General features: G+C 38.6%; 15 protein-coding genes and 1 pseudogene. 14 read left to right on the top strand and 2 right to left on the bottom strand.

All coding sequences use genetic code 11. The features are described 5' to 3' along the window. The first annotated feature begins 1 nt into the window (after position 1). The 8 genes from purQ (at position 2) to purD (ending at position 9567) form a co-directional block, all read left to right on the top strand. On the top strand, positions 2-685 hold the full coding sequence (gene purQ / locus FEZ13_RS11050) for a phosphoribosylformylglycinamidine synthase subunit PurQ (protein ID WP_146549838.1): 684 nt from the start codon (positions 2-4) through the stop codon (positions 683-685). Beyond that, positions 672-2903 carry a phosphoribosylformylglycinamidine synthase subunit PurL gene (purL, locus tag FEZ13_RS11045; protein WP_146549837.1) on the top strand — a complete coding sequence of 744 codons (2232 nt, stop codon included), beginning with the start codon at positions 672-674 and terminating at the stop codon, positions 2901-2903. Before purQ ends, purL begins: the two co-directional genes overlap by 14 nt. Then, entirely contained in the window at positions 2879-4300 is a 1422-nt protein-coding gene (purF, locus tag FEZ13_RS11040; RefSeq protein ID WP_146549836.1) for an amidophosphoribosyltransferase, read from the top strand. The genes purL and purF overlap by 25 nt, the downstream gene beginning before the upstream one ends. An 18-nt stretch (positions 4301-4318) precedes the next feature. After that, positions 4319-5374, top strand: a complete 1056-nt coding sequence (purM, locus tag FEZ13_RS11035) for a phosphoribosylformylglycinamidine cyclo-ligase (RefSeq protein WP_146552652.1) — start codon at positions 4319-4321, stop codon at positions 5372-5374. Continuing rightward, entirely contained in the window at positions 5374-5943 is a 570-nt protein-coding gene (purN, locus tag FEZ13_RS11030) for a phosphoribosylglycinamide formyltransferase (protein ID WP_146552651.1), read from the top strand. The genes purM and purN overlap by 1 nt, the downstream gene beginning before the upstream one ends. 72 nt (positions 5944-6015) lie before the next feature. Continuing rightward, the gene (purH, locus tag FEZ13_RS11025; RefSeq protein ID WP_146549833.1) at positions 6016-7551 is read left to right on the top strand and encodes a bifunctional phosphoribosylaminoimidazolecarboxamide formyltransferase/IMP cyclohydrolase; all 1536 of its coding nucleotides are present in this window, start codon (positions 6016-6018) and stop codon (positions 7549-7551) included. Between the two features lie 455 nt (positions 7552-8006). Next, on the top strand, positions 8007-8144 hold the full coding sequence (locus tag FEZ13_RS19540) for a hypothetical protein (protein ID WP_186725849.1): 138 nt from the start codon (positions 8007-8009) through the stop codon (positions 8142-8144). 172 nt (positions 8145-8316) lie between these two features. After that, positions 8317-9567 carry a phosphoribosylamine--glycine ligase gene (gene purD / locus FEZ13_RS11020; protein WP_146552650.1) on the top strand — a complete coding sequence of 417 codons (1251 nt, stop codon included), beginning with the start codon at positions 8317-8319 and terminating at the stop codon, positions 9565-9567. 319 nt (positions 9568-9886) lie between these two features. Here the strand turns inward: purD and FEZ13_RS11015 are convergent, their stop codons facing one another. Beyond that, positions 9887-10519, bottom strand: a complete 633-nt coding sequence (locus tag FEZ13_RS11015) for a YgaP-like transmembrane domain (RefSeq protein WP_146552649.1) — start codon at positions 10517-10519, stop codon at positions 9887-9889. A 169-nt stretch (positions 10520-10688) separates the two neighbouring features. Here FEZ13_RS11015 and FEZ13_RS11010 point away from each other — a divergent pair, with 169 nt between their 5' ends. Continuing rightward, positions 10689-12419, top strand: coding sequence for an adenine deaminase C-terminal domain-containing protein (locus FEZ13_RS11010; RefSeq protein WP_146552648.1), 1731 nt, complete (start codon positions 10689-10691; stop codon positions 12417-12419). A gap of 197 nt (positions 12420-12616) precedes the next feature. After that, positions 12617-12934: a YerC/YecD family TrpR-related protein gene (locus FEZ13_RS11005; RefSeq protein ID WP_146549829.1), complete on the top strand. Its 318-nt coding sequence runs from the start codon at positions 12617-12619 to the stop codon at positions 12932-12934. 247 nt (positions 12935-13181) lie between these two features. Here the strand turns inward: FEZ13_RS11005 and FEZ13_RS11000 are convergent. After that, positions 13182-13376 (bottom strand): annotated as a pseudogene (locus tag FEZ13_RS11000) (IS5/IS1182 family transposase); the annotation flags it as partial. A 500-nt stretch (positions 13377-13876) separates the two neighbouring features. Here FEZ13_RS11000 and pcrB point away from each other — a divergent pair. Genes pcrB through FEZ13_RS10980 form a run of 4 tightly spaced genes read left to right on the top strand, consistent with a single transcriptional unit; the run spans position 13877 to position 20048 of the window. Next, the gene (pcrB, locus tag FEZ13_RS10995) at positions 13877-14566 is read left to right on the top strand and encodes a heptaprenylglyceryl phosphate synthase (protein ID WP_146552647.1); all 690 of its coding nucleotides are present in this window, start codon (positions 13877-13879) and stop codon (positions 14564-14566) included. A gap of 44 nt (positions 14567-14610) precedes the next feature. Continuing rightward, on the top strand, positions 14611-16857 hold the full coding sequence (pcrA, locus tag FEZ13_RS10990) for a DNA helicase PcrA (protein WP_146552646.1): 2247 nt from the start codon (positions 14611-14613) through the stop codon (positions 16855-16857). A gap of 22 nt (positions 16858-16879) precedes the next feature. Further along, positions 16880-18886, top strand: a complete 2007-nt coding sequence (ligA, locus tag FEZ13_RS10985) for an NAD-dependent DNA ligase LigA (RefSeq protein ID WP_146552645.1) — start codon at positions 16880-16882, stop codon at positions 18884-18886. A 16-nt stretch (positions 18887-18902) separates the two neighbouring features. After that, positions 18903-20048 carry a CamS family sex pheromone protein gene (locus FEZ13_RS10980; protein ID WP_146552644.1) on the top strand — a complete coding sequence of 382 codons (1146 nt, stop codon included), beginning with the start codon at positions 18903-18905 and terminating at the stop codon, positions 20046-20048. Positions 20049-20238: the final 190 nt, after the last annotated feature.

The raw sequence follows: 20238 nt of genomic DNA, 5'->3' as shown, positions 1-20238 counted from the left end.
GATGAAATTCGCAGTACTCGTATTTCCTGGGTCAAACTGTGATTTAGATATGTATCACGCGATTAAAGACGAACTCGGAGAAGAAGCAGAATATGTATGGCATGACGCAACAGACTTAAGCGGATATGACGGTATTTTATTACCAGGAGGGTTCTCTTATGGGGATTATCTCCGTTGTGGTGCAATTGCTCGTTTTTCTAATGTAATGACTGAAGTAGTCAAAGCTGCAGAAGCTGGTAAGCCTGTACTTGGTGTATGCAATGGATTTCAGATTTTAACGGAGGTAGGATTACTTCCAGGCGCTTTGTTACGAAACAAAAATCTCAAATTCATATGTCGTACGGTAGATTTGAAAGTAGTCAACAATCATACATTATTTACAAACCAATATGATGACAATGAAATGATTCAAATACCAATCGCTCATGGCGAAGGTAACTACTATTGTGACGAAGAAACCTTACAAAAACTAAAAGACAACAATCAAATCGTCTTTACGTATGAGGGTGAAAATCCAAATGGTAGTGTTGAAAACATCGCTGGTATTATCAACGAAAAGGGAAATGTTCTTGGTATGATGCCTCATCCAGAGCGTGCAGTGAATGAATTGATCGGTGGTATAGATGGCCTTGCCTTATTCAAATCAATTGTTAAACAGTGGAGGGAATCATATGTCCAAGCTTGAACCAACAACTGAGCAAATTAAAGAGCAAAAGCTATATGCGCAGATGGGATTGTCAGACGAAGAATTTGCTTTAGTAGAGAAGATTCTAGGACGCACACCGAACTGGACAGAGACAGGTCTTTTCTCTGTTATGTGGTCTGAGCATTGTTCTTATAAAAACTCCAAACCTGTTTTACGTAAATTCCCAACGAAAGGGCCTCGCGTATTGCAAGGACCTGGAGAAGGTGCAGGGATTGTTGATATCGGTGATGAGCAGGCGGTTGTTTTCAAAATGGAATCACACAATCATCCTTCCGCAATAGAGCCTTATCAAGGTGCTGCTACAGGTGTTGGCGGTATTATTCGTGATGTATTTTCAATGGGTGCAAGACCTATTGCTATGTTGAATTCTCTACGTTTTGGAGAACTAGATGCATCTAAACGTGTCAAATATCTATTTGAAGAAATTGTAGCCGGGATTGCAGGCTATGGGAACTGTATAGGGATTCCAACAGTTGGCGGTGAAGTTCAATTTGATCCTTGCTATGAAGGAAACCCACTAGTGAACGCTATGTGTGTTGGTTTAATCGATCATAAAGATATCCAAAAAGGGATTGCATCTGGCGCAGGTAACACAGTCATGTATGTGGGTGCAAAAACAGGCCGTGATGGTATTCATGGTGCAACGTTTGCATCAGAGGAATTAAGTGAATCTTCAGAAGAAAAAAGACCAGCTGTCCAAGTTGGAGACCCATTCATGGAAAAATTATTATTAGAAGCTTGTCTAGAACTTGTCAAATATGACTCTCTTGTAGGGATTCAAGATATGGGTGCTGCTGGTCTTACTTCATCTTCAGCAGAAATGGCTTCTAAAGCAGGTTTTGGCGTAGAGATGAATTTGGATTTAGTGCCACAACGTGAAACAAACATGACACCTTATGAAATGATGCTTTCCGAATCGCAAGAACGTATGTTGATCGTTGTGAAAAAAGGGCATGAACAGGAAGTTATCGACTTATTTGAAAAATATGGATTAGATGCTGTAGCAATCGGTCATGTAACAGAGGATAAAATGCTACGTTTGATCCATAAAGGAGAAGTAGTCGCAAATGTTCCGGCAGATGCTTTAGCGGAGGATGCACCTGTTTACCATAAACCATCTGCAGTGCCGGCATACTTTAAAGAATTTCAACAAATGAAAAATGAAGAGCCTACTGTAGAAAATTATAAAGAAACATTACTCGCATTATTAAAACAATCGACTATTGCTTCAAAAGAATGGGTCTATGACCAATATGATTACCAAGTGCGTACATCCACTGTTATAGCTCCAGGATCTGATGCGGCTGTTCTTCGTGTTCGTGGTACAAACAAAGGACTTGCGATGACAACAGATTGTAACTCTCGTTATATTTATTTAGATCCAGAAACTGGCGGTAAAATTGCCGTTGCGGAATCTGCACGCAATATTGTTTGTTCTGGTGGACAACCCTTAGCTGTTACAGATTGTTTGAACTTTGGTAATCCAGAAAAACCAGAAATCTTCTGGCAAATTGAAAAGTCAGCAGAAGGTATCTCAGCGGCGTGTGAAGCATTGCAATCACCTGTTATTGGTGGGAACGTTTCTCTTTATAACGAAAGAAGCGGTGTTGCTATTTATCCAACACCAACCATTGGTATGGTAGGTCTAGTCGAAGATTTATCACATACAACAACCCAAAAATTAAAAGCAGCAGGCGACTTTATATACCTAATTGGCGAAACAAGAACAGAGTTTGGCGGTTCAGAATTACAAAAATTGCAAAATGATGGTCGTATTTTTGGCTTAGCACCAACCATTGATTTAGAGGTAGAAGCAAAGAGACAAAAATCTTTGTTGAATGCTATCCAACAAGGTCTTGTGGAATCAGCACATGATTTAGCAGAAGGTGGATTTGCAGTTGCGTTCGCAGAAACAACATTTGGAACTCCATTCGGTGCAGATGTGACAGTCAGTGGTTCTGCAGCTACAGCATTATTTAGTGAATCTCAATCCCGTTTCTTAGTTTCTGTGAAAAAAGAAAATGCAAAAGCATTTGAAGAGATCGCTCAAGACGCAGTGAAAATTGGTAGCGTATTGAACGAGCAACAATTGATCATTCGTGGTGAAAATGACGAAATCTTAATTCAGGGCTCTGTGAAAGAATTCGAAGATGCTTGGAAAGGAGCTATCCCATGCTTGGTGAAATCAGAGGCTTAAATGAAGAATGTGGAGTATTCGGTATTTGGGGACATCCTAATCCTGCTCAAATAAGTTATTATGGCTTACACGCTCTTCAACATCGTGGGCAAGAAGGGGCTGGCATTGTTGTAACGGATGGAGAAAAATTGCAAGCTGTAAGAGGCGAAGGCTTGGTCAACGAAGTATTTACAGGGGATAAATTAAGTAAACTTCAAGGAAAAGCGGCCATTGCTCATGCTCGCTATGCAACAGCTGGCGGCGGGGGCATTGAAAACGTACAACCATTGCTTTTCCGTTCATCTACAGGCAGTCTTTCGATTGCTCATAATGGGAATTTAGTAAATGCTAATCATTTGAAAAAACATCTAGAACGACAAGGAAGTATATTTCAAACTACTTCTGACACAGAAGTGTTAGCTCATTTATTGAAACGAAGCGGTTTTGGTTCTATGAATGATCGTGCTAAAAATGCATTAACGTTGTTAAAAGGTGCATATGCATTTTTAATCATGACTGAGGATGAAATGCTGGTTGCTTTAGATCCACATGGTCTACGTCCTCTATCCATCGGAAAATTAGATGATGCTTGGGTCGTTGCTTCTGAAACATGCGCTTTTGATATTATTGGAGCAGAGCTTATCCGTTCAGTTGAACCAGGCGAACTCATAACGATCAATGATGAAGGATTAAAATCAGAAAAATTTGCCTATCCTGCCGAACGTGCTATCTGTTCAATGGAATACATCTACTTCTCTCGCCCAGATTCTGATATTGACGGTATTAACGTTCACATGGCGCGAAAACGTTTAGGAAAACAACTTGCGAAAGAAGCAAATATTGAGGCAGATGTTGTAACAGGTGTTCCTGATTCCAGCATTTCAGCAGCCATTGGTTTTTCCGAAGAAAGTGGTATTCCTTACGAATTAGGTTTGATCAAAAACCGTTATGTTGGTCGTACATTTATCCAACCTTCTCAAGAGATGCGTGAAAGAGGCGTTAAGATGAAGCTTTCACCTGTACGTCAAGTAGTACAAGGCAAAAGAGTGGTAATGGTGGATGACTCGATTGTACGCGGTACAACTTCCAGAAGAATTGTGAATATGCTGAAAGAAGCAGGTGCCAAAGAGGTACATGTTGTCATTAGCTCACCGCCTATGACGGACCCCTGTTATTACGGTATTGATACATCTACACATGAAGAACTCATTGCATCTAATCATAGTGTAGAAGAGATCCGCGAAGCAATCGGTGCTGATTCATTGACTTATTTATCAGTGGACGGATTGATAAAAGCCATTGGTAGAACAGATGAAGGTCCAAATTGTGGTCATTGCTTAGCATGTTTCACTGGAAAATATCCTACTGAGATTTTTCCAGATACAATCTTGCCGCATGAAAAAGAATTGGCACGTTAATTTTAGGAGGAAAAAATCATGTCAAAAGCATATGAACAAGCAGGCGTGAATATCGAAGCAGGTTATGAGGCTGTACAGCGTATGAAATCTCATGTAGAGCGTACAGCAAGAAAAGGTATTTTAGGTACATTCGGTGGCTTTGGCGGTATGTTTGATTTGTCCGAATTGAATTTAAAAGAACCAGTTCTTATTTCTGGTACAGATGGTGTAGGAACAAAATTAAAACTTGCTTTTATGCTGGATCAGCATGACACGATCGGTATTGACTGTGTAGCTATGTGTGTAAATGATATCGTAGCACAAGGAGCTGAACCACTGTATTTCTTAGACTATATAGCAGTTGGTAAGGCAGAGCCTGCCAAAATAGAGCAGATCGTGAAAGGGGTAGCAGATGGTTGCGTGCAATCGGGCGCAGCATTAATTGGTGGAGAAACTGCTGAGATGCCAGGTCTTTATGATGTACATGAATATGATCTAGCAGGTTTTGCAGTAGGTGCTACTGAAAAAGCCAATATCATTACAGGTGAACGTATTGTGGAAGGTGACGTGTTAGTTGGCCTTGCCTCAAGCGGGGTTCATTCCAATGGATATTCATTAGTACGTAAAATTGTATTTGGAGATGCAGGATTGACACCAGATACTATCGTAGCTGGGTTTGAAGAACTTGGACCAATAGGAAAGGCGTTGCTTACACCTACTAAAATTTATGCAAAGCCAGTACTAGAAATGCTCCAAAAATGCGATATTCATGGTATGGCACATGTCACAGGAGGGGGCTTCTATGAAAATCTCCCTCGTATGATGCCAGCAGGATTTGCAACTGCCATTGATTTGGGCACATGGCCTGTACTACCTATTTTTGAATTTTTAAAACAACAAGGTAACTTACAACAACATGATTTATACAATGTTTTTAATATGGGGATTGGTTTCGTATTAGCAGTGCCCGCAACTGAAGCTAAACGTATTAGTGAAATTGCTGAAGCACACGGTGAAAAAGCTTATACAATTGGGCGCGTCGTCAAAGGAGAAGGAGTTATTTTCAACGGTGATCATGATGGGAGCTTGGCATAATGGATAAACAAGTATCTATTGCAGTATTTGCTTCAGGAAATGGGACAAACTTCCAAGCTATTCAAAATGCCATTGAAAATGGACAATTACGAGCTAAAATTGAGTTAGTGGTGACAGACCAACCAAATGCATATGTCATAAAGCGTGCAGAAGAAAAAGGTATTCCCGTATTAGCGGTGAGTCCAAAAGATTTTCACACGAAGGAAGCTTATGAAAAAGAAATCTTACGCAATCTGCAAACGTTAAAAGTGGAATGGTTAGTGCTTGCAGGGTATATGCGTTTGATCGGTCATACATTATTAGCCGCTTTCCCATCAAAAATTGTAAATATCCATCCATCTTTATTGCCATCTTTCCCAGGAAAAGATGCCATTGGACAAGCAGTGAAACATGGCGTGAAGGTAACCGGAGTCACTGTTCATTTTGTAGATGAGGGGATGGATACGGGGAAGATTATCATGCAAAGAGCTGTTCATGTGGTTGATGGTAATCTTGAAAAAACCGAACAAGCCATTCATGAAGTTGAACATGTACTTTACCCAGCTGCATTACAGTCGTTATTTGTCTAATCATAGTGAATATCGCCATAATCTACATACCAACAATGATGATGTTGGCATAAACTCAAGGAGGAAATTATTGTGTCAAAACGTGCATTAATCAGTGTCTCTGATAAATCAGGAATCTTAGAATTTGCAAAAGAATTAGAGGCTTTAGACTATGAAATCTTATCAACTGGTGGGACAAAAAAACACTTACAAGAAAATGGAGTAAAAGTTACATCTGTAGAGGAAGTAACGAATTTTCCTGAAATCTTAGGTGGTCGTGTGAAAACATTAAACCCTATGATCCATGGTGGTCTTCTTGCAAAATATGATGACCCAGAACATCAAGCACAAATGCAAGAACATGGTATCGAACCAATCGAAATCGTATGTGTCAACCTTTATCCATTTGTCGAAACCATTTCAAAACCTAATGTTGAATTTGCTGATGCAATTGAAAATATTGATATTGGCGGTCCAACAATGCTACGTTCAGCTGCCAAAAACCAAAAATACGTAACGGTTATTGTAGACGCTAATGACTATCCTAAAGTATTGGAAGAATTAAAAGCAAATGGTTCTACAACATTGGAAACACGCCGTCATCTAGCAGCAAAAGTATTCCGCCATACGGCAGCTTATGATTCATACATTTCAAATTACTTAACAGAATACTTAGGCGAAGAATTCCCAGAGCAATTAACACTAACATACGAATTAAAACAACCACTTCGTTATGGCGAAAATCCTCATCAAAAAGCCGCATTTTATCAAAAACGTCTTGGTTCCGATTTTTCCATCGCATATGCAGAACAACTACATGGTAAAGAACTTTCTTATAACAATATTCAAGATGCGAATGCCGCACTTCAAATTATTAAAGAATTCAAACAACCAGCCGCAGTTGCAGTGAAACATATGAATCCATGTGGTGTTGGGGTTGGAGAAACGATTGCACAAGCATTCAATGAAGCATATGAATCTGATTCAACTTCTATTTTCGGTGGGATTGTAGCACTTAACCGTGAAGTGGATGCAGAAACAGCAGAAAAATTAGCTAGTATTTTCTTAGAAATCATTATTGCACCAGGATTTACAGCAGAAGCAATTGAAAAATTGACAGTTAAGAAAAATGTCCGTCTACTAAAGATTTCATTTGAACAACAAAAACGAGATCAATTCAACACCGTATCTGTTGAAGGTGGATTACTTGTTCAAGAACCAGATCGTAAAGGCTTTGAGGATGCAGAAATTACTGTTACATCTGAACGTCAACCTACAGAAAAAGAATGGGAAGCCCTAAAACTTGGATGGTCTGTCGTAAAACATGTGAAGTCCAATGCAATCGTCGTAACAGATGACAAAATGACTTTGGGCGTAGGCGCAGGTCAAATGAATCGCGTAGGCTCAGCTAAAATCGCACTAGAACAAGCAGGCGACAAAGCGAAAGGTGCAGCCTTAGCATCTGATGCATTTTTCCCAATGCCTGATACAGTAGAAGAAGCAGCAAAAGCAGGAATAACAGCGATTATTCATCCAGGAGGCTCTAAACGCGATCAAGATTCCATCGATGTAGCCAACAAATATGGCATCGCAATGGTAACAACAGGAGTTCGCCACTTTAAACACTAATCTTGATGGCAAGAAAATTCCTTGCTTCAGATACAAAAAGAATTTTGCCACGCTCATAGAAACATCCATCTGTAATCTGTAGCGGAAAAATACAATTTGAGTATAAAAAAATTCATCTTTTAAAAAATATTGATAAAATTGGTTTAAACAAATCCATTTCATAATTCATAGATTTAATATAAAACATGAACATTGAGAAAATTGTTATATGCTATATTTTTTAGAATATTGTCTATAAAGCGGAAGATGGCGACTCCTGCGGGAAAGCGAGACAGGTGAGACCCCGCATGTAGCGTAAGCGAACGAGGAGGCTCAACGCTCGCCCGCGGAAAGCGCCATCTGTAGCTGCATATTAAGTAAAAATAGTATATATGGATATAAAACGAACTGTTTATCCCGCTTTAACGGGCAGTAAGACCCCCATCTTAAGATTTAGAGAGAAACGAGAAAGATAGATGGGGGGATTAACTGCCTGTAAAAGTCCGATTGGTTTGGGCCAACAAGATGTTGGTCCCTCAGGTATTGCCACAGGACGTGGCGCTTTTCACCTGAGTTCTTCTAGCTCAGTGGGGGATGAAGAAAACCCCCACTGATGGAAGCTTCACTTTATTTAGAAATGTTCTTGTTTTTGTCTAGAAAGGTATTTATGAAATTAATTTAAACAATAAAAAATAGATTAAACGATTTTATAAGTTTTACAATAGTTCATAAAAAAGAACACGCCCGTATTTTGAGCGTGTTTTCTTAACATAAGGAGGATTATCGTTGAATATTTTAGTCATAGGCAGTGGTGGGCGAGAACATGCCATAGCAAAGCAATTTGCTCAATCTTCATCTGTTCAAAAAGTATTTGTTGCACCAGGAAATGATGGGATCGCACAAGATGCAACCTGTGTCGATATTGCTGCAACAGACTTCGATGCATTGATTGCATTTGCAAAAGAAAATAATATTGATCTAACATTTGTAGGACCCGAACAGCCATTGGCAGAAGGAATCGTCGATGCTTTTCATGCAAAAGGATTGCTGATTTTCGGGCCGACTCAAGCGGCTGCGCAAATTGAAGGAAGTAAATCTTTTGCAAAAGAATTAATGAAAAAATACAATATCCCAACTGCAGCGTATGCTACATTCACAGATGCACAAGAAGCGGTTTCATATATTCAAAAAATGGGTGCTCCAATTGTGGTGAAGGCAGATGGGCTTGCCGCTGGTAAAGGTGTTATTGTGGCATCGACAGAACAAGAAGCAATTGAAGCTGTTCGAGATATGATCGGCAATCAACGTTTTGGTGAATCCTCCTCGCGTGTAGTGATTGAAGAATTTTTGGATGGAGAGGAATTCTCTTATATGTCATTTGTCCGTAATGGGCAAATTTATCCGATGGTTATTGCACAAGACCATAAACGTGCCTATGATGGTGATAAAGGTCCGAATACAGGTGGTATGGGCGCCTATTCTCCAGTACCACAAATTTCCGATGAAGTTATTCAGCGTGCATACCATGAGATTGTTGAGCCGACTGTACAAGCAATGATCGCGGAAGGGACACCTTTTACAGGTATTTTATATGCCGGTCTTATTTTGACAAAAGATGGTCCGAAAGTGATTGAGTTCAATGCTCGCTTTGGAGATCCTGAAACGCAAGTAGTTTTACCAAGAATGACTTCTGATTTTGGCGAATTTATGATGGCTTTAATGCGTGATCAACCATATGAGCTAACATGGTCAGATGAAGCGATGTTGGGAGTTGTTATTGCTTCTGAAGGTTACCCTGGTCATGTAATAAAAGGAAATTCGTTACCATCTCTACAAGAAATTTCTCAAGAATTTTCAGTGTTTCATGCAGGAACAAAGTGGAACAATGGCCAATATGTAGGTAATGGTGGTCGAGTTCTATTAGTAGCCGCAAAAGCATCCTCACTAAAAGAAGCACAGGAAAAAGTATATCAGGGATTAGCAAAAGAAGATTGGAAAGGCTTTTTCTATCGTAAAGATATAGGATGGAGAATTTAAAGTAGTGATCCATTCTACGACGAATACTGAAACTCTTTGAATCCAGAAAACTTTTAACCTTTTAACAACAAAGTGAAATGGTTCCAATAGTTAGTAAGCTAGCTTACTAATAGTGGGATGCATTATTCGAGAATCTTGTGTTGCCTGTCATCTTGCTATTGTAAAAATTGTAAAGATAAGATGAACTTGTTCAAAAAAGGTGGTCTAGTGATAAAACATCGGCTACAATGACTAGTAGACTTATGACTCTGTAGGCTTCTGATTGGAAAGTACGATTCGTAACATAAAAACTGCCCGAATCATTTTCGGGCAGTCCACTTTACGATTGTCCTGTTGAACCCTTTGAGGTGGATTGCTGATTAGAATTGGCTTGTTTTGCTTTACTTTGAGCTGAATTGGACATCTGATTGGGCTTATTTTGTTGACCAAGGTTGGATTGTTGTCCAGAGTTAGAGGCTTGATTGGAATTGGATTGAGTATTAGGATTCGCCTGTTGTTGATTTTGTTGTTGATTAGTTGACGTATTGGGCATGGCTGCACTTGTAATGTCTTTCACTATTTGAGTAACACCAGATAGCGGATTTGACTGAGAAGAAGAAGTTCCTCCCATAACTGCAGAAGCCATCGCACCCAATGTAGATCCTGTTCCAGAATTTGAACTCGATTTTGACGTGGATGCCATTCCAGAGTTTGTTCCTGCAGTAGAGGTTCCAGAATTACCCGTTTGCAATTCGCTTAGGATAGAAGAAAGGGAACTGTTTAACATCGCCTTTGTAGGACAATATTTTGTCACACCTTCTGCCATCTTCATAGCTCCAAATAAAATCATGGCTCTTCCTCTAATACAATCAGGTTTCCGCACAAGCTTACTAATACCAATTGCTGTACAACTGGCACCACAAGCAAAGCGAGCAAATGCATTTTTAATACTTAAGTTTTCTTCTAACGCCATCCATTTGACCTCCAGTTTGTCATGAATTTTAAATCTTACTTGTTTACTTGGCTTTCCTAAAGTGCTATGATACGATATAAATTATAGTTTAAAAATTTTGATAAAATTTTCATCTACAAAATAATCGTGCTAAAAAAGCACACACTTTAAAAGAAAGGAGATGGATGCAATGATTGATCCAGCTTGGAAAATTGGGGAAATTCGTCAGCAAATTGCTGTCATAGATGGTAAGATTGCACCCAGCATTGTTTTAATCAATGCACGTTATCTACATAGCATGTATAAACGATGGGTGCAGGGAAATATTTGGATTTTAGAAGACCGCATCGTTTACGCTGGTCCTAAAATGCCTGTAAATACAAAAGGGACAGAAATCGTAAATGTGAAGGGACAAACAATTGTTCCAGGCTATATTGAACCACATGTACATCCATTTCAACTTTATAATCCCCAAACATTAGCGGATTATTCTGCACAACTAGGAACTACTACATTCATTTCAGACAATATGTCGTTTTTTTTAGAGATCAATAATAAGAAAACGTTTTCAATTTTAGATCAGCTAAAACAATTACCTTTCACATTTTATTGGTGGGTTCGATTTGATTCGCAAACAGAATTACTTCACGAACATGATCTATTTACGACGACAACCCTTCATGAATGGATGGAACGTCGGGATGTATTATTAGGAGGCGAGTTAACTGGCTGGCCAAGATTGGTAGCAGGCGATGATCAGATGCTTTATTGGTTACAAGCGGCAAAAGCATATTGTAAAAAAATTGAAGGACATTTACCGGGAGCCTCTTCTCGTACATTAGCACGCATGAAATTATTTGGTGTAGATGGAGATCATGAGTCAATGACTCTTGAAGAAGTAGAGAGCCGAATTCTACACGGTTATTTTGTTACATTAAGACATTCTTCTATTCGTCCAGATTTACCAAATCTGCTAAAAGATATTTTAGATAAGGATTTAGATATTTTCGATCATTTAATGATGACAACAGATGGCTCAACACCATCTTTTTATAAGAATGGAATTATGGATCAATGTATTCAAATCGCCCTTGATGCTGGGGTGAACCCGATTGATGCCTATCAAATGGCTTCATACAATGTTGCACGTTACTACAATATGACGGATATTCATGGTTTTATCGCAACGGGTCGTTATGCAACATTGAATATTTTACAAGATGAGTATCATCCTGTTCCCATCAGCGTTTTATCAAAAGGAGTTTGGTTAAAACGGGATGGCAAAAAGATACAAACATTGGAGGGTGTCGATTTTTCGGCATTAGGCTCTTTAGACTTAGATTTTGATATAACGGAAGAAGATTGCCAATTTTCCATTCCATTCGGCATTGAGATGGTCAATGATGTGATTACAAAACCATATAAAGTATCGATTCATACAAATGAAGGGCATTTAAGCGAAGAACATGATGAATGCTATTTAATACTGATTGATCGTCATGGCAAATGGCGTGTGAATACGTTGATCAAAGGATTTGCAAATCACCTTCAAGGTTTTGCTTCTTCTTATTCTTGTACGGGAGATATTATATTGATAGGCAAAGATGTTCAAGCGATGCTTCAAGCCTTCCGAGTGATGAAGGAAATGAATGGTGGCATAGTGATTGTCGAAAATGGAAAAGTCATAGAAAGTTTACCGTTGCCACTTGGTGGAGGCTTATCGATCGAACCACTAGAACAGCTAATGGAGCAAGAAACAGCATTAAAAACAGCATTAGCAGAGAGAGGCTATCCATATGGAGATGCGATTTACACTTTGTTATTCTTACAGTCCACTCATTTACCATATATCCGAATTACACAGCGAGGTATTTTTGAGGTGATGAAGAAAAAGGTTTTATTTCCATCTGTTATGAGATAGCAGTACTTTAAAGCGTTAAATTGAAATCACTGTATACATGATGGTAAAATATAAACGATAATATATCGATGTTATTGGGGGAGTGGCGTACTCGTAAGTCTGCTACAAATGTCCATCATGGATCATCTTAAACCTTCCAATCCTGGACGAAAAAGTTGCTAGGTACCTGAACTGATAAGGAAGGAGGCAATATTTTCATGCAAATTGAAAAAATAAAGGGCCATCAAACAGACCAATTATTTAAAGCTGTTTTAAAATTAAATAATCTGGATGAGTGCTATAAATTTTTTGATGATTTATGCACCATCAGTGAGATTCAATCATTAGCACAACGTTTTGAAGTAGCACATTTACTCCGTTTGAAAAAAACATATGAAACGATAAAAAAGGAAACAGGTGCATCTACGGCAACTATTTCTCGTGTACGCAGATGTTTTGATTATGGCAATGACACATATGATGAAATGTTGGGCCGTCTTTATCCAGACGAAAAGCCCTTTCAAGCACCTAAATAAGCTATATTTTCGAATTCATAAAAATGAGGATGAAGGAACTGGACAGATTCTGTTCAGTTTTTTCCTTTTTCAGGCTCTATGCTAAATGTTGAAGTATAGAATTTGACGTGTTTATCCCGTTTTAACGGGCAGTAAGAACCCATCTCAAGAAAAGATGGATGGGGGATCAACTTCCGCATGCGTCCGATTGGTGCGGGCGGGATGTTGGTCACTCAGGTGTTACCACAGGATGTGACGCTTTTCACTTAAGTATCACAGCGGTAATCAATCTTTCGTCACTCATCGCAATGTGCGTTTTGAAACCAAAAAATGAAGAATCAGCTGTTTTATGACCGATACGTGCATCTGGGTCTGTACAGAAATGGAACTGTTCTGTGTAGGCTTCAACCACTTCTTTCAAGACATTTAATTTTTCTTGAACAGCTGGGATATAAGCAATCATTGCCATGAATGGGCTTAAATTAAGGGTTTCTTGGTTTGAACTCATTGGGCAAACCACCTACATTTACTTCAATTAGTTATACAGAAAAGGAGTTTCTTTTTTGAACGAAAAAATCAATTAAAGAAGGAGAACATAGTGGATTGGAGTGGAAGGCAGCGACTCCAGCGGGAACAGCGCGAGCTGAAAGCCCCACAGGAACGAAGTGACGAGGAGATTGAAGCCGTGCCCGCGGAAAGCGCCTGCCTGGAACGGAAATCCACGGCTTCAAATGAAAAAAGCGAGTAGGAGAACGATCAATTTGTTCTCCTACTCTCAATAAAAATCAGAAAGGACTTTTTCAGTGGCCCCCACTGATAGAGTTTCACTTCATTAGAAAAAATCTTAATATTTTTGCCAAAATCTCTTTCATAGGTTTAAAACAAATAGATTGGTAGAAGCCATAATAGCTATGATTTGTGTATACTATTAAGTGATAGAAATTTAGAATAGGTGGGTAATGGATGGAAATAAAAAACTGGCAGCATGTCTTCAAAGTGGACCCAGCAAAAAATATTTCAGATGAAGCATTAGAAGCATTGTGCGAATCAGGTACGGATGCCATTATTGTCGGCGGAACAGATGATGTAACGCTTGATGGAGTACTAGATTTACTTGCTCGCATTCGTCGTTATACAGTGCCTGTAGCATTAGAAATTTCAAATATAGATTCAGTAACACCGGGCTATGACTATTATTTGATTCCTTCTGTATTAAATAGTACAGATACAACGTGGATAAAAGATTTACATCATGAGGCGATCAAAGCATATGGTGATGTGATGGTGTGGGACGAGCTAATTGCTGAAGGCTATTGCATCTTGAACAGTGATTGCAAGGCTGCAAAAGTAACCAGTGCAAAAACAGATTTACAAGAAGCAGATGTGATCGCATATGCGAGAATGGCTGAAAATTTCTTTCAATTGCCTGTTTTCTATATGGAATATAGCGGCATATATGGTGATCCACAATTAGTGAGATCAGTGAGTCAAGAATTACAACAGACACAACTGATTTATGGCGGAGGGATCACTTCTGAAGACAAAGCAGAGGAAATGGCAAAATATGCGGATACAGTAGTTGTTGGAAATATTATTTATGATGATTTAGACACAGCATTAAAAACAGTAAAAGCAGTGAAAGATAAAAAATAATCATGTATAATTAGGAACGAATGTTTGTATAAAGGTGGTGCGTTATGGAACAGCTTACGAAAAATTTATTAAAAGGTATGAACAAAGAACAACAAGAAGCTGTCAAAACGACAGAGGGCCCACTACTTATCATGGCAGGTGCAGGCTCTGGTAAAACACGCGTGCTTACACATCGGATCGCTTATTTAGTTATTGAAAAACAAGTATATCCATCTAAAATTTTAGCAATCACATTTACGAACAAAGCAGCACGTGAAATGAGAGAACGTATCGATGGATTACTTGGCAATGGTACAGGAGAACGTATGTGGGTTTCCACTTTTCACTCTATGTGCGTGCGTATTTTACGCCGAGAAATCGATCGTATCGGTTTTAACAAAAACTTTTCAATATTGGATACATCTGATCAACTAACAGTCGTTAAAGGTATATTGAAAGAACTCAATATCGACCCTAAACGTTATGATCCACGTTCAATGCTCAATGCAATTAGTTCTGCGAAAAATGAATGTGTCGACGTAAAGGACTATCAGGCACAGGTAAATGAATCCAATCCATATGAACGTACGGTAGCACAAGTATATGAAAATTATCAAAAACGTTTACGTAAAAATCAAAGTTTGGACTTTGATGATTTAATCATGGAAACCATTCGGTTATTTGAAGAAGTACCAGATGTTTTAGAATACTATCAAAACCGATTCCAATATATTCATGTCGATGAATATCAAGATACAAACCATTCACAATATCGATTAGTTCAAATGTTAGCCAAAAAGTTCAAAAACATATGCGTGGTTGGTGATTCAGATCAATCCATTTACCGTTGGCGTGGAGCGGATATCCAAAATATTTTATCTTTTGAAAGAGACTATCCAAATGCAAAAGTCATCATGCTGGAACAAAATTACCGTTCTTCTTCTCGCATCTTGCAAGCGGCTAACGACGTCATAAAGAATAACACCAGTCGTTATCCAAAAGTACTTCGTACGGATAACGAGGAAGGTGAAAAAATTTCCGTTTTCCGTTCATATGATGAAAAGCAAGAAGCTCAATATGTTGTGAAAACAATCCAAGAGTTAATGGAAAAAGAAAATCGCCCATTAGATGATTTTGCAATTCTTTATCGTACCAATGCACAGTCGCGTGTAATGGAAGAAATGCTTGTAAAATCAAATATGAATTATACCATTGTCGGTGGAACAAAATTCTATGACCGTAAAGAAATTAAAGATTTACTCGCATATTTACGCTTGATTGCTAATAATGATGATGATCTATCTTTAGCGCGTATTATCAATGAACCAAAGCGCAGTATTGGGGCAACTTCATTTGAACGTATGGCGCAGTTTGCAATTGACCAAGATAGGTCGATTTTCGATGCACTAAAAGAAGTCGATTTTATGGGGTTATCTGCAAGAGCTACAAATGCGGTGATTGCTTTTCGTACAATGATTTCGAATTTCACCCAAATGCAAGAATACTTATCAGTGACAGAATTAGTTGAAGCGGTGCTCGATCAATCAGGCTATCGTGAAATGTTAAAAAATGAAAAAACGATCGAAGCAGAAAGCCGTTTAGAAAATATCGATGAATTTCTAACTGTTACAAAGGCATTCGAAGATCAAAGTGATGATAAATCATTAGTAGCATTTTTAACGGATTTAGCACTAATTGCAGATATTGATTCACTTGATAAAGAAGATGAATCAAAGGGCTCTGTCGTCTTAATGACCATGCACTCTGCAAAGGGTCTGGAATTCCCAGTCGTCTTTATCATTGGTATGGAAGAGAATATCTTTCCACATTCACGATCACTTCAAGATGAAGATGAGATGGAAGAGGAACGCCGCTTATGCTATGTAGGCATAACAAGGGCGGAGCAACGATTATACTTAACATGTGCACAATGTCGCACCATTTTTGGACGTAGTAGTTTTAACCGTCCATCGCGATTCTTGCAAGAAATTGGCACCGAAATATTAGAAGAAGTTTCTACACATCAGTATTCTACAAATGAATATCATGACTATAGTTCATCAAATCGCCGTACATCTGGGTATACTAAGCTACAGACACCTAAAACGATTGTTACGTCAACATACCAACAAACCGGTGGTGACCATATTGATTGGAAGGCTGGAGACAAAGCTTTCCACAAAAAATGGGGAACTGGTACAGTTGTTGCCGTAAGAGGGGAAAGCGAAAATATGGAATTAGATATTGCATTCCCAAGCCCAACTGGTATCAAACGATTATTAGCGAAATTCGCGCCAATCGAAAAAGTCTAAGCAAATATACGGAGGAAAGTAAATGGATAGAGTTCAATTGGAAAAGCGTGTAGAAGAGTTGAACAAGCTTCTTCATGAATATGGGCATGCTTACTATGTATTAGATAATCCGATTGTATCTGATGCAGTATATGATCAACTTTTACATGAACTAATAGCAATAGAAAAGGAAAACCCGGACTTGATTTATCCAGATTCACCTACACAACGAGTGGGTGGTGAAATTTTATCTGGATTTAGAAAAGTGACACATCAATATCCAATGTTAAGTTTGGGGAACACATTCAATGAAGGCGATTTAAACGATTTTGATCGCCGTGTGCGATCTGTTATCGGCGATGACTTTTCTTATGTATGTGAGTTAAAAATTGATGGCTTAGCTATATCTTTACGTTATGAAAATGGATTATTTGTTCAAGGATCGACTCGAGGAAATGGCGAAATCGGTGAAGATATCACAGAAAATCTAAAAACCGTACACACAGTACCGCTTCGTTTAAAAGAGCCTGTTACAATCGAAGCGCGTGGAGAGTGTTATATGCCTAAGCGTTCCTTTACGAATTTAAATAAGGCACGTGCAGAGAATGGTGAAGAACTTTTTGCAAATCCAAGAAATGCGGCGGCAGGTTCTTTGCGTCAGCTCGATCCTAAGATTGCAGCAAGTCGTAACTTAGCAACATTTATTTACGGGATCGGTGGTAGTGGTCAGGCTTATGGTTTAACATGCCATAGTGAAGCCCTAGATTATATGGATCACTTAGGTTTTCAAACAAACCATGAACGGCGTAACTGTGCAGATATAAAAGAAGTGATGAGCTATATTGATGAATGGACGGAAAAAAGACCAACATTGCCATATGAAATTGATGGAATCGTGATCAAAGTCGATAACTATGTACAACAAGCAGAGCTGGGGAACACAGTAAAAGTTCCTCGTTGGTCCATCGCTTATAAATTTCCAGCTGAAGAAGTTGTGACAAAGGTATTAGACATAAGATTAACAGTGGGACGTACAGGTGTTGTAACACCAACCGCTATTTTAGAGCCTGTGCAAATTGCTGGAACTACTGTACAACGTGCGACTCTGCACAATGAGGATATTATTATTGAAAAAGATATTCGTATCGGAGACAAGGTCATTATTCGTAAAGCCGGCGATATTATTCCAGAAGTGGTTTCGGTATTATTCGACCAACGAAGTGAAGATAGCCAACCTTTTATGATGCCGACTCATTGTCCTGTATGTGATAGTGAGCTTGTTCATATCGAAGGGGAGGTCGCATTACGATGTGTGAATCCACAATGTTTCGCGCAAATTTCAGAAGGAATGGCTCATTTTGTATCCCGTAATGCGATGAATATAGATGGCTGTGGTGAAAAGGTAGTCGAACAATTATTAAAATCACACCTTGTCAAAGACGTTTCAGACCTCTATCATCTAAAGGTAGAAGACCTTATCTCACTTGATCGTATGGGAGAAAAATCTGCGATCAATCTTGTTAATGCGATTGAGGAATCCAAAAAGAATTCACTTGAGCGATTATTATTTGGATTAGGAATTCGGCATATAGGTGCCAAAACTGCAAAATTGGTAGCTGAAGAGTTCGAAACAATGGATCGATTAATGACCGTAACAGAAGAAGAATTGATCGATGTATTCGATATTGGAGAAAAAATGGCAGATTCTATCGTTTCTTATTTCGATAGTGAAGATGTAAAAGCGCTAATCGCACGTTTGCGAGAATCCGGCGTGAATATGAAATACTTAGGAAAAAAAGTAAATGCAGAAGAAATCGCTAGTGCGTTCTCTGGAAAAACAATTGTACTAACTGGTAAATTAGAACAATTGACACGTCAGGATGCAAAAGAGAAAATAGAAGAGCTAGGTGGAAAGGTGACAGGTAGTGTTAGTAAAAAGACCGACCTAGTCATTGCCGGAGCAGAGGCAGGATCAAAACTCACAAAGGCTGAACAACTAGGCATTGAAGTGTGGAATGAAGACCGCCTTATGGAAGAATTAAATAAGTAAAGGAGTTTTCAAAACAATGAACCGTCGCTTTATACCAGCTATGGTTGTAACAGCTATGCTAGCAGGTTGTAGTTTGCCTTCTTTGACAAAAGATTCAACCGTCGTACAGACAAATCAATCAAAAGATAAAGAAGAAACAACCATCATTCCTAGTATGCAAATCGATGACCAATACTATCGGACACTTTTACCATATAAAGAAAGCGCAAGTAGAGGTTTGATTGTTTCAAATATTCATACAAAATATGATGTCAAGGAAGCTGAAAGCGGTCTATTGCGTTTATCTCAACAAGCTTTTGATCCAGACACATATTATTTTCAAGAAGGACAATACTTAGATAAGGATACGGTTACTTCTTGGTTAGCAAGAAGTAATCAAGATCCCGCTGGACTAAATCCAAAAGCGACCAAAAGTATGACGCCAACAGAACGAGCAAAAAAAGCACCGATTTACTTAGCCCATATTGTGGAACAAAACTATTTACAGAAGACGGGTAAAAATAAAGTAAAATTAGCAGGTGTCTCTATTGGACTGGCTTTAAACTCAATCTATTACTATCAAAAAGAAGATTATGGTGCAACTTATGAAGAACCAATCGATCAAGCTACTTTAGATAAGGAAGGTAAAAAAATCGCTGCACAAGTAGTGAAACGATTGCGCCAAATGGATGGACTAGCAGAAGTTCCTATCATGATAGGACTATTTAAACAACAAAGTCGTTCAGATATTGTTCCGGGAACTTATTTTGCATATACTGATGTAGGTCAAGGTAGCGCCAAAATTACAGAGTGGAGAAAAGTAAATGAAAAATACGTACAATTCCCAACAAGTGATACAAATACTAAATATCGTGATATAAACGAAAACTTTAATAATTTTAAACAAGATATTGATAAATATTTTTCTAATTATACGAATATCATCGGGACAGGATTCTACCAAAATAGCAAGATTCAGAAACTAGATATCCAAATTCCTATTAAATTTTATGGATCTTCCGAAATCATAGGCTTTACTCAATATATGGCTGGCGAAGTCATGGATCAATTCCCAAAAGGTCTTCAAGTGGAAGTAAACGTTACCTCTATCAATGGACCAGAGGCATTAGTGGTCAAAGAAGCAAATACGGACGAGCCGTATATCCATATTTATAATGACTAGTGAAAAAGAAGTTGCCCCAGACCAATAGGGAATAGGGCGACTTCTTTTTCTATATGGATATGAATGTCCACCCTTTAGTCATGTCATTAAAACGCCATATGATAGGAGTTACTTTACACAGTAAACGAAGGCTTCCTTCTTGTAAAAGGATAATTCTAGGAAGCAAGATTGATCTTTTTTGCTGCTCAAA

Source organism: Rummeliibacillus sp. SL167, from assembly GCF_007896505.1.
Classification (GTDB): Bacteria; Bacillota; Bacilli; order Bacillales_A; family Planococcaceae; genus Rummeliibacillus; species Rummeliibacillus suwonensis.
The sequence above is the reverse complement of the archived record's forward strand: the minus strand, read 5'-3'. Positions and strand labels throughout refer to the sequence as shown.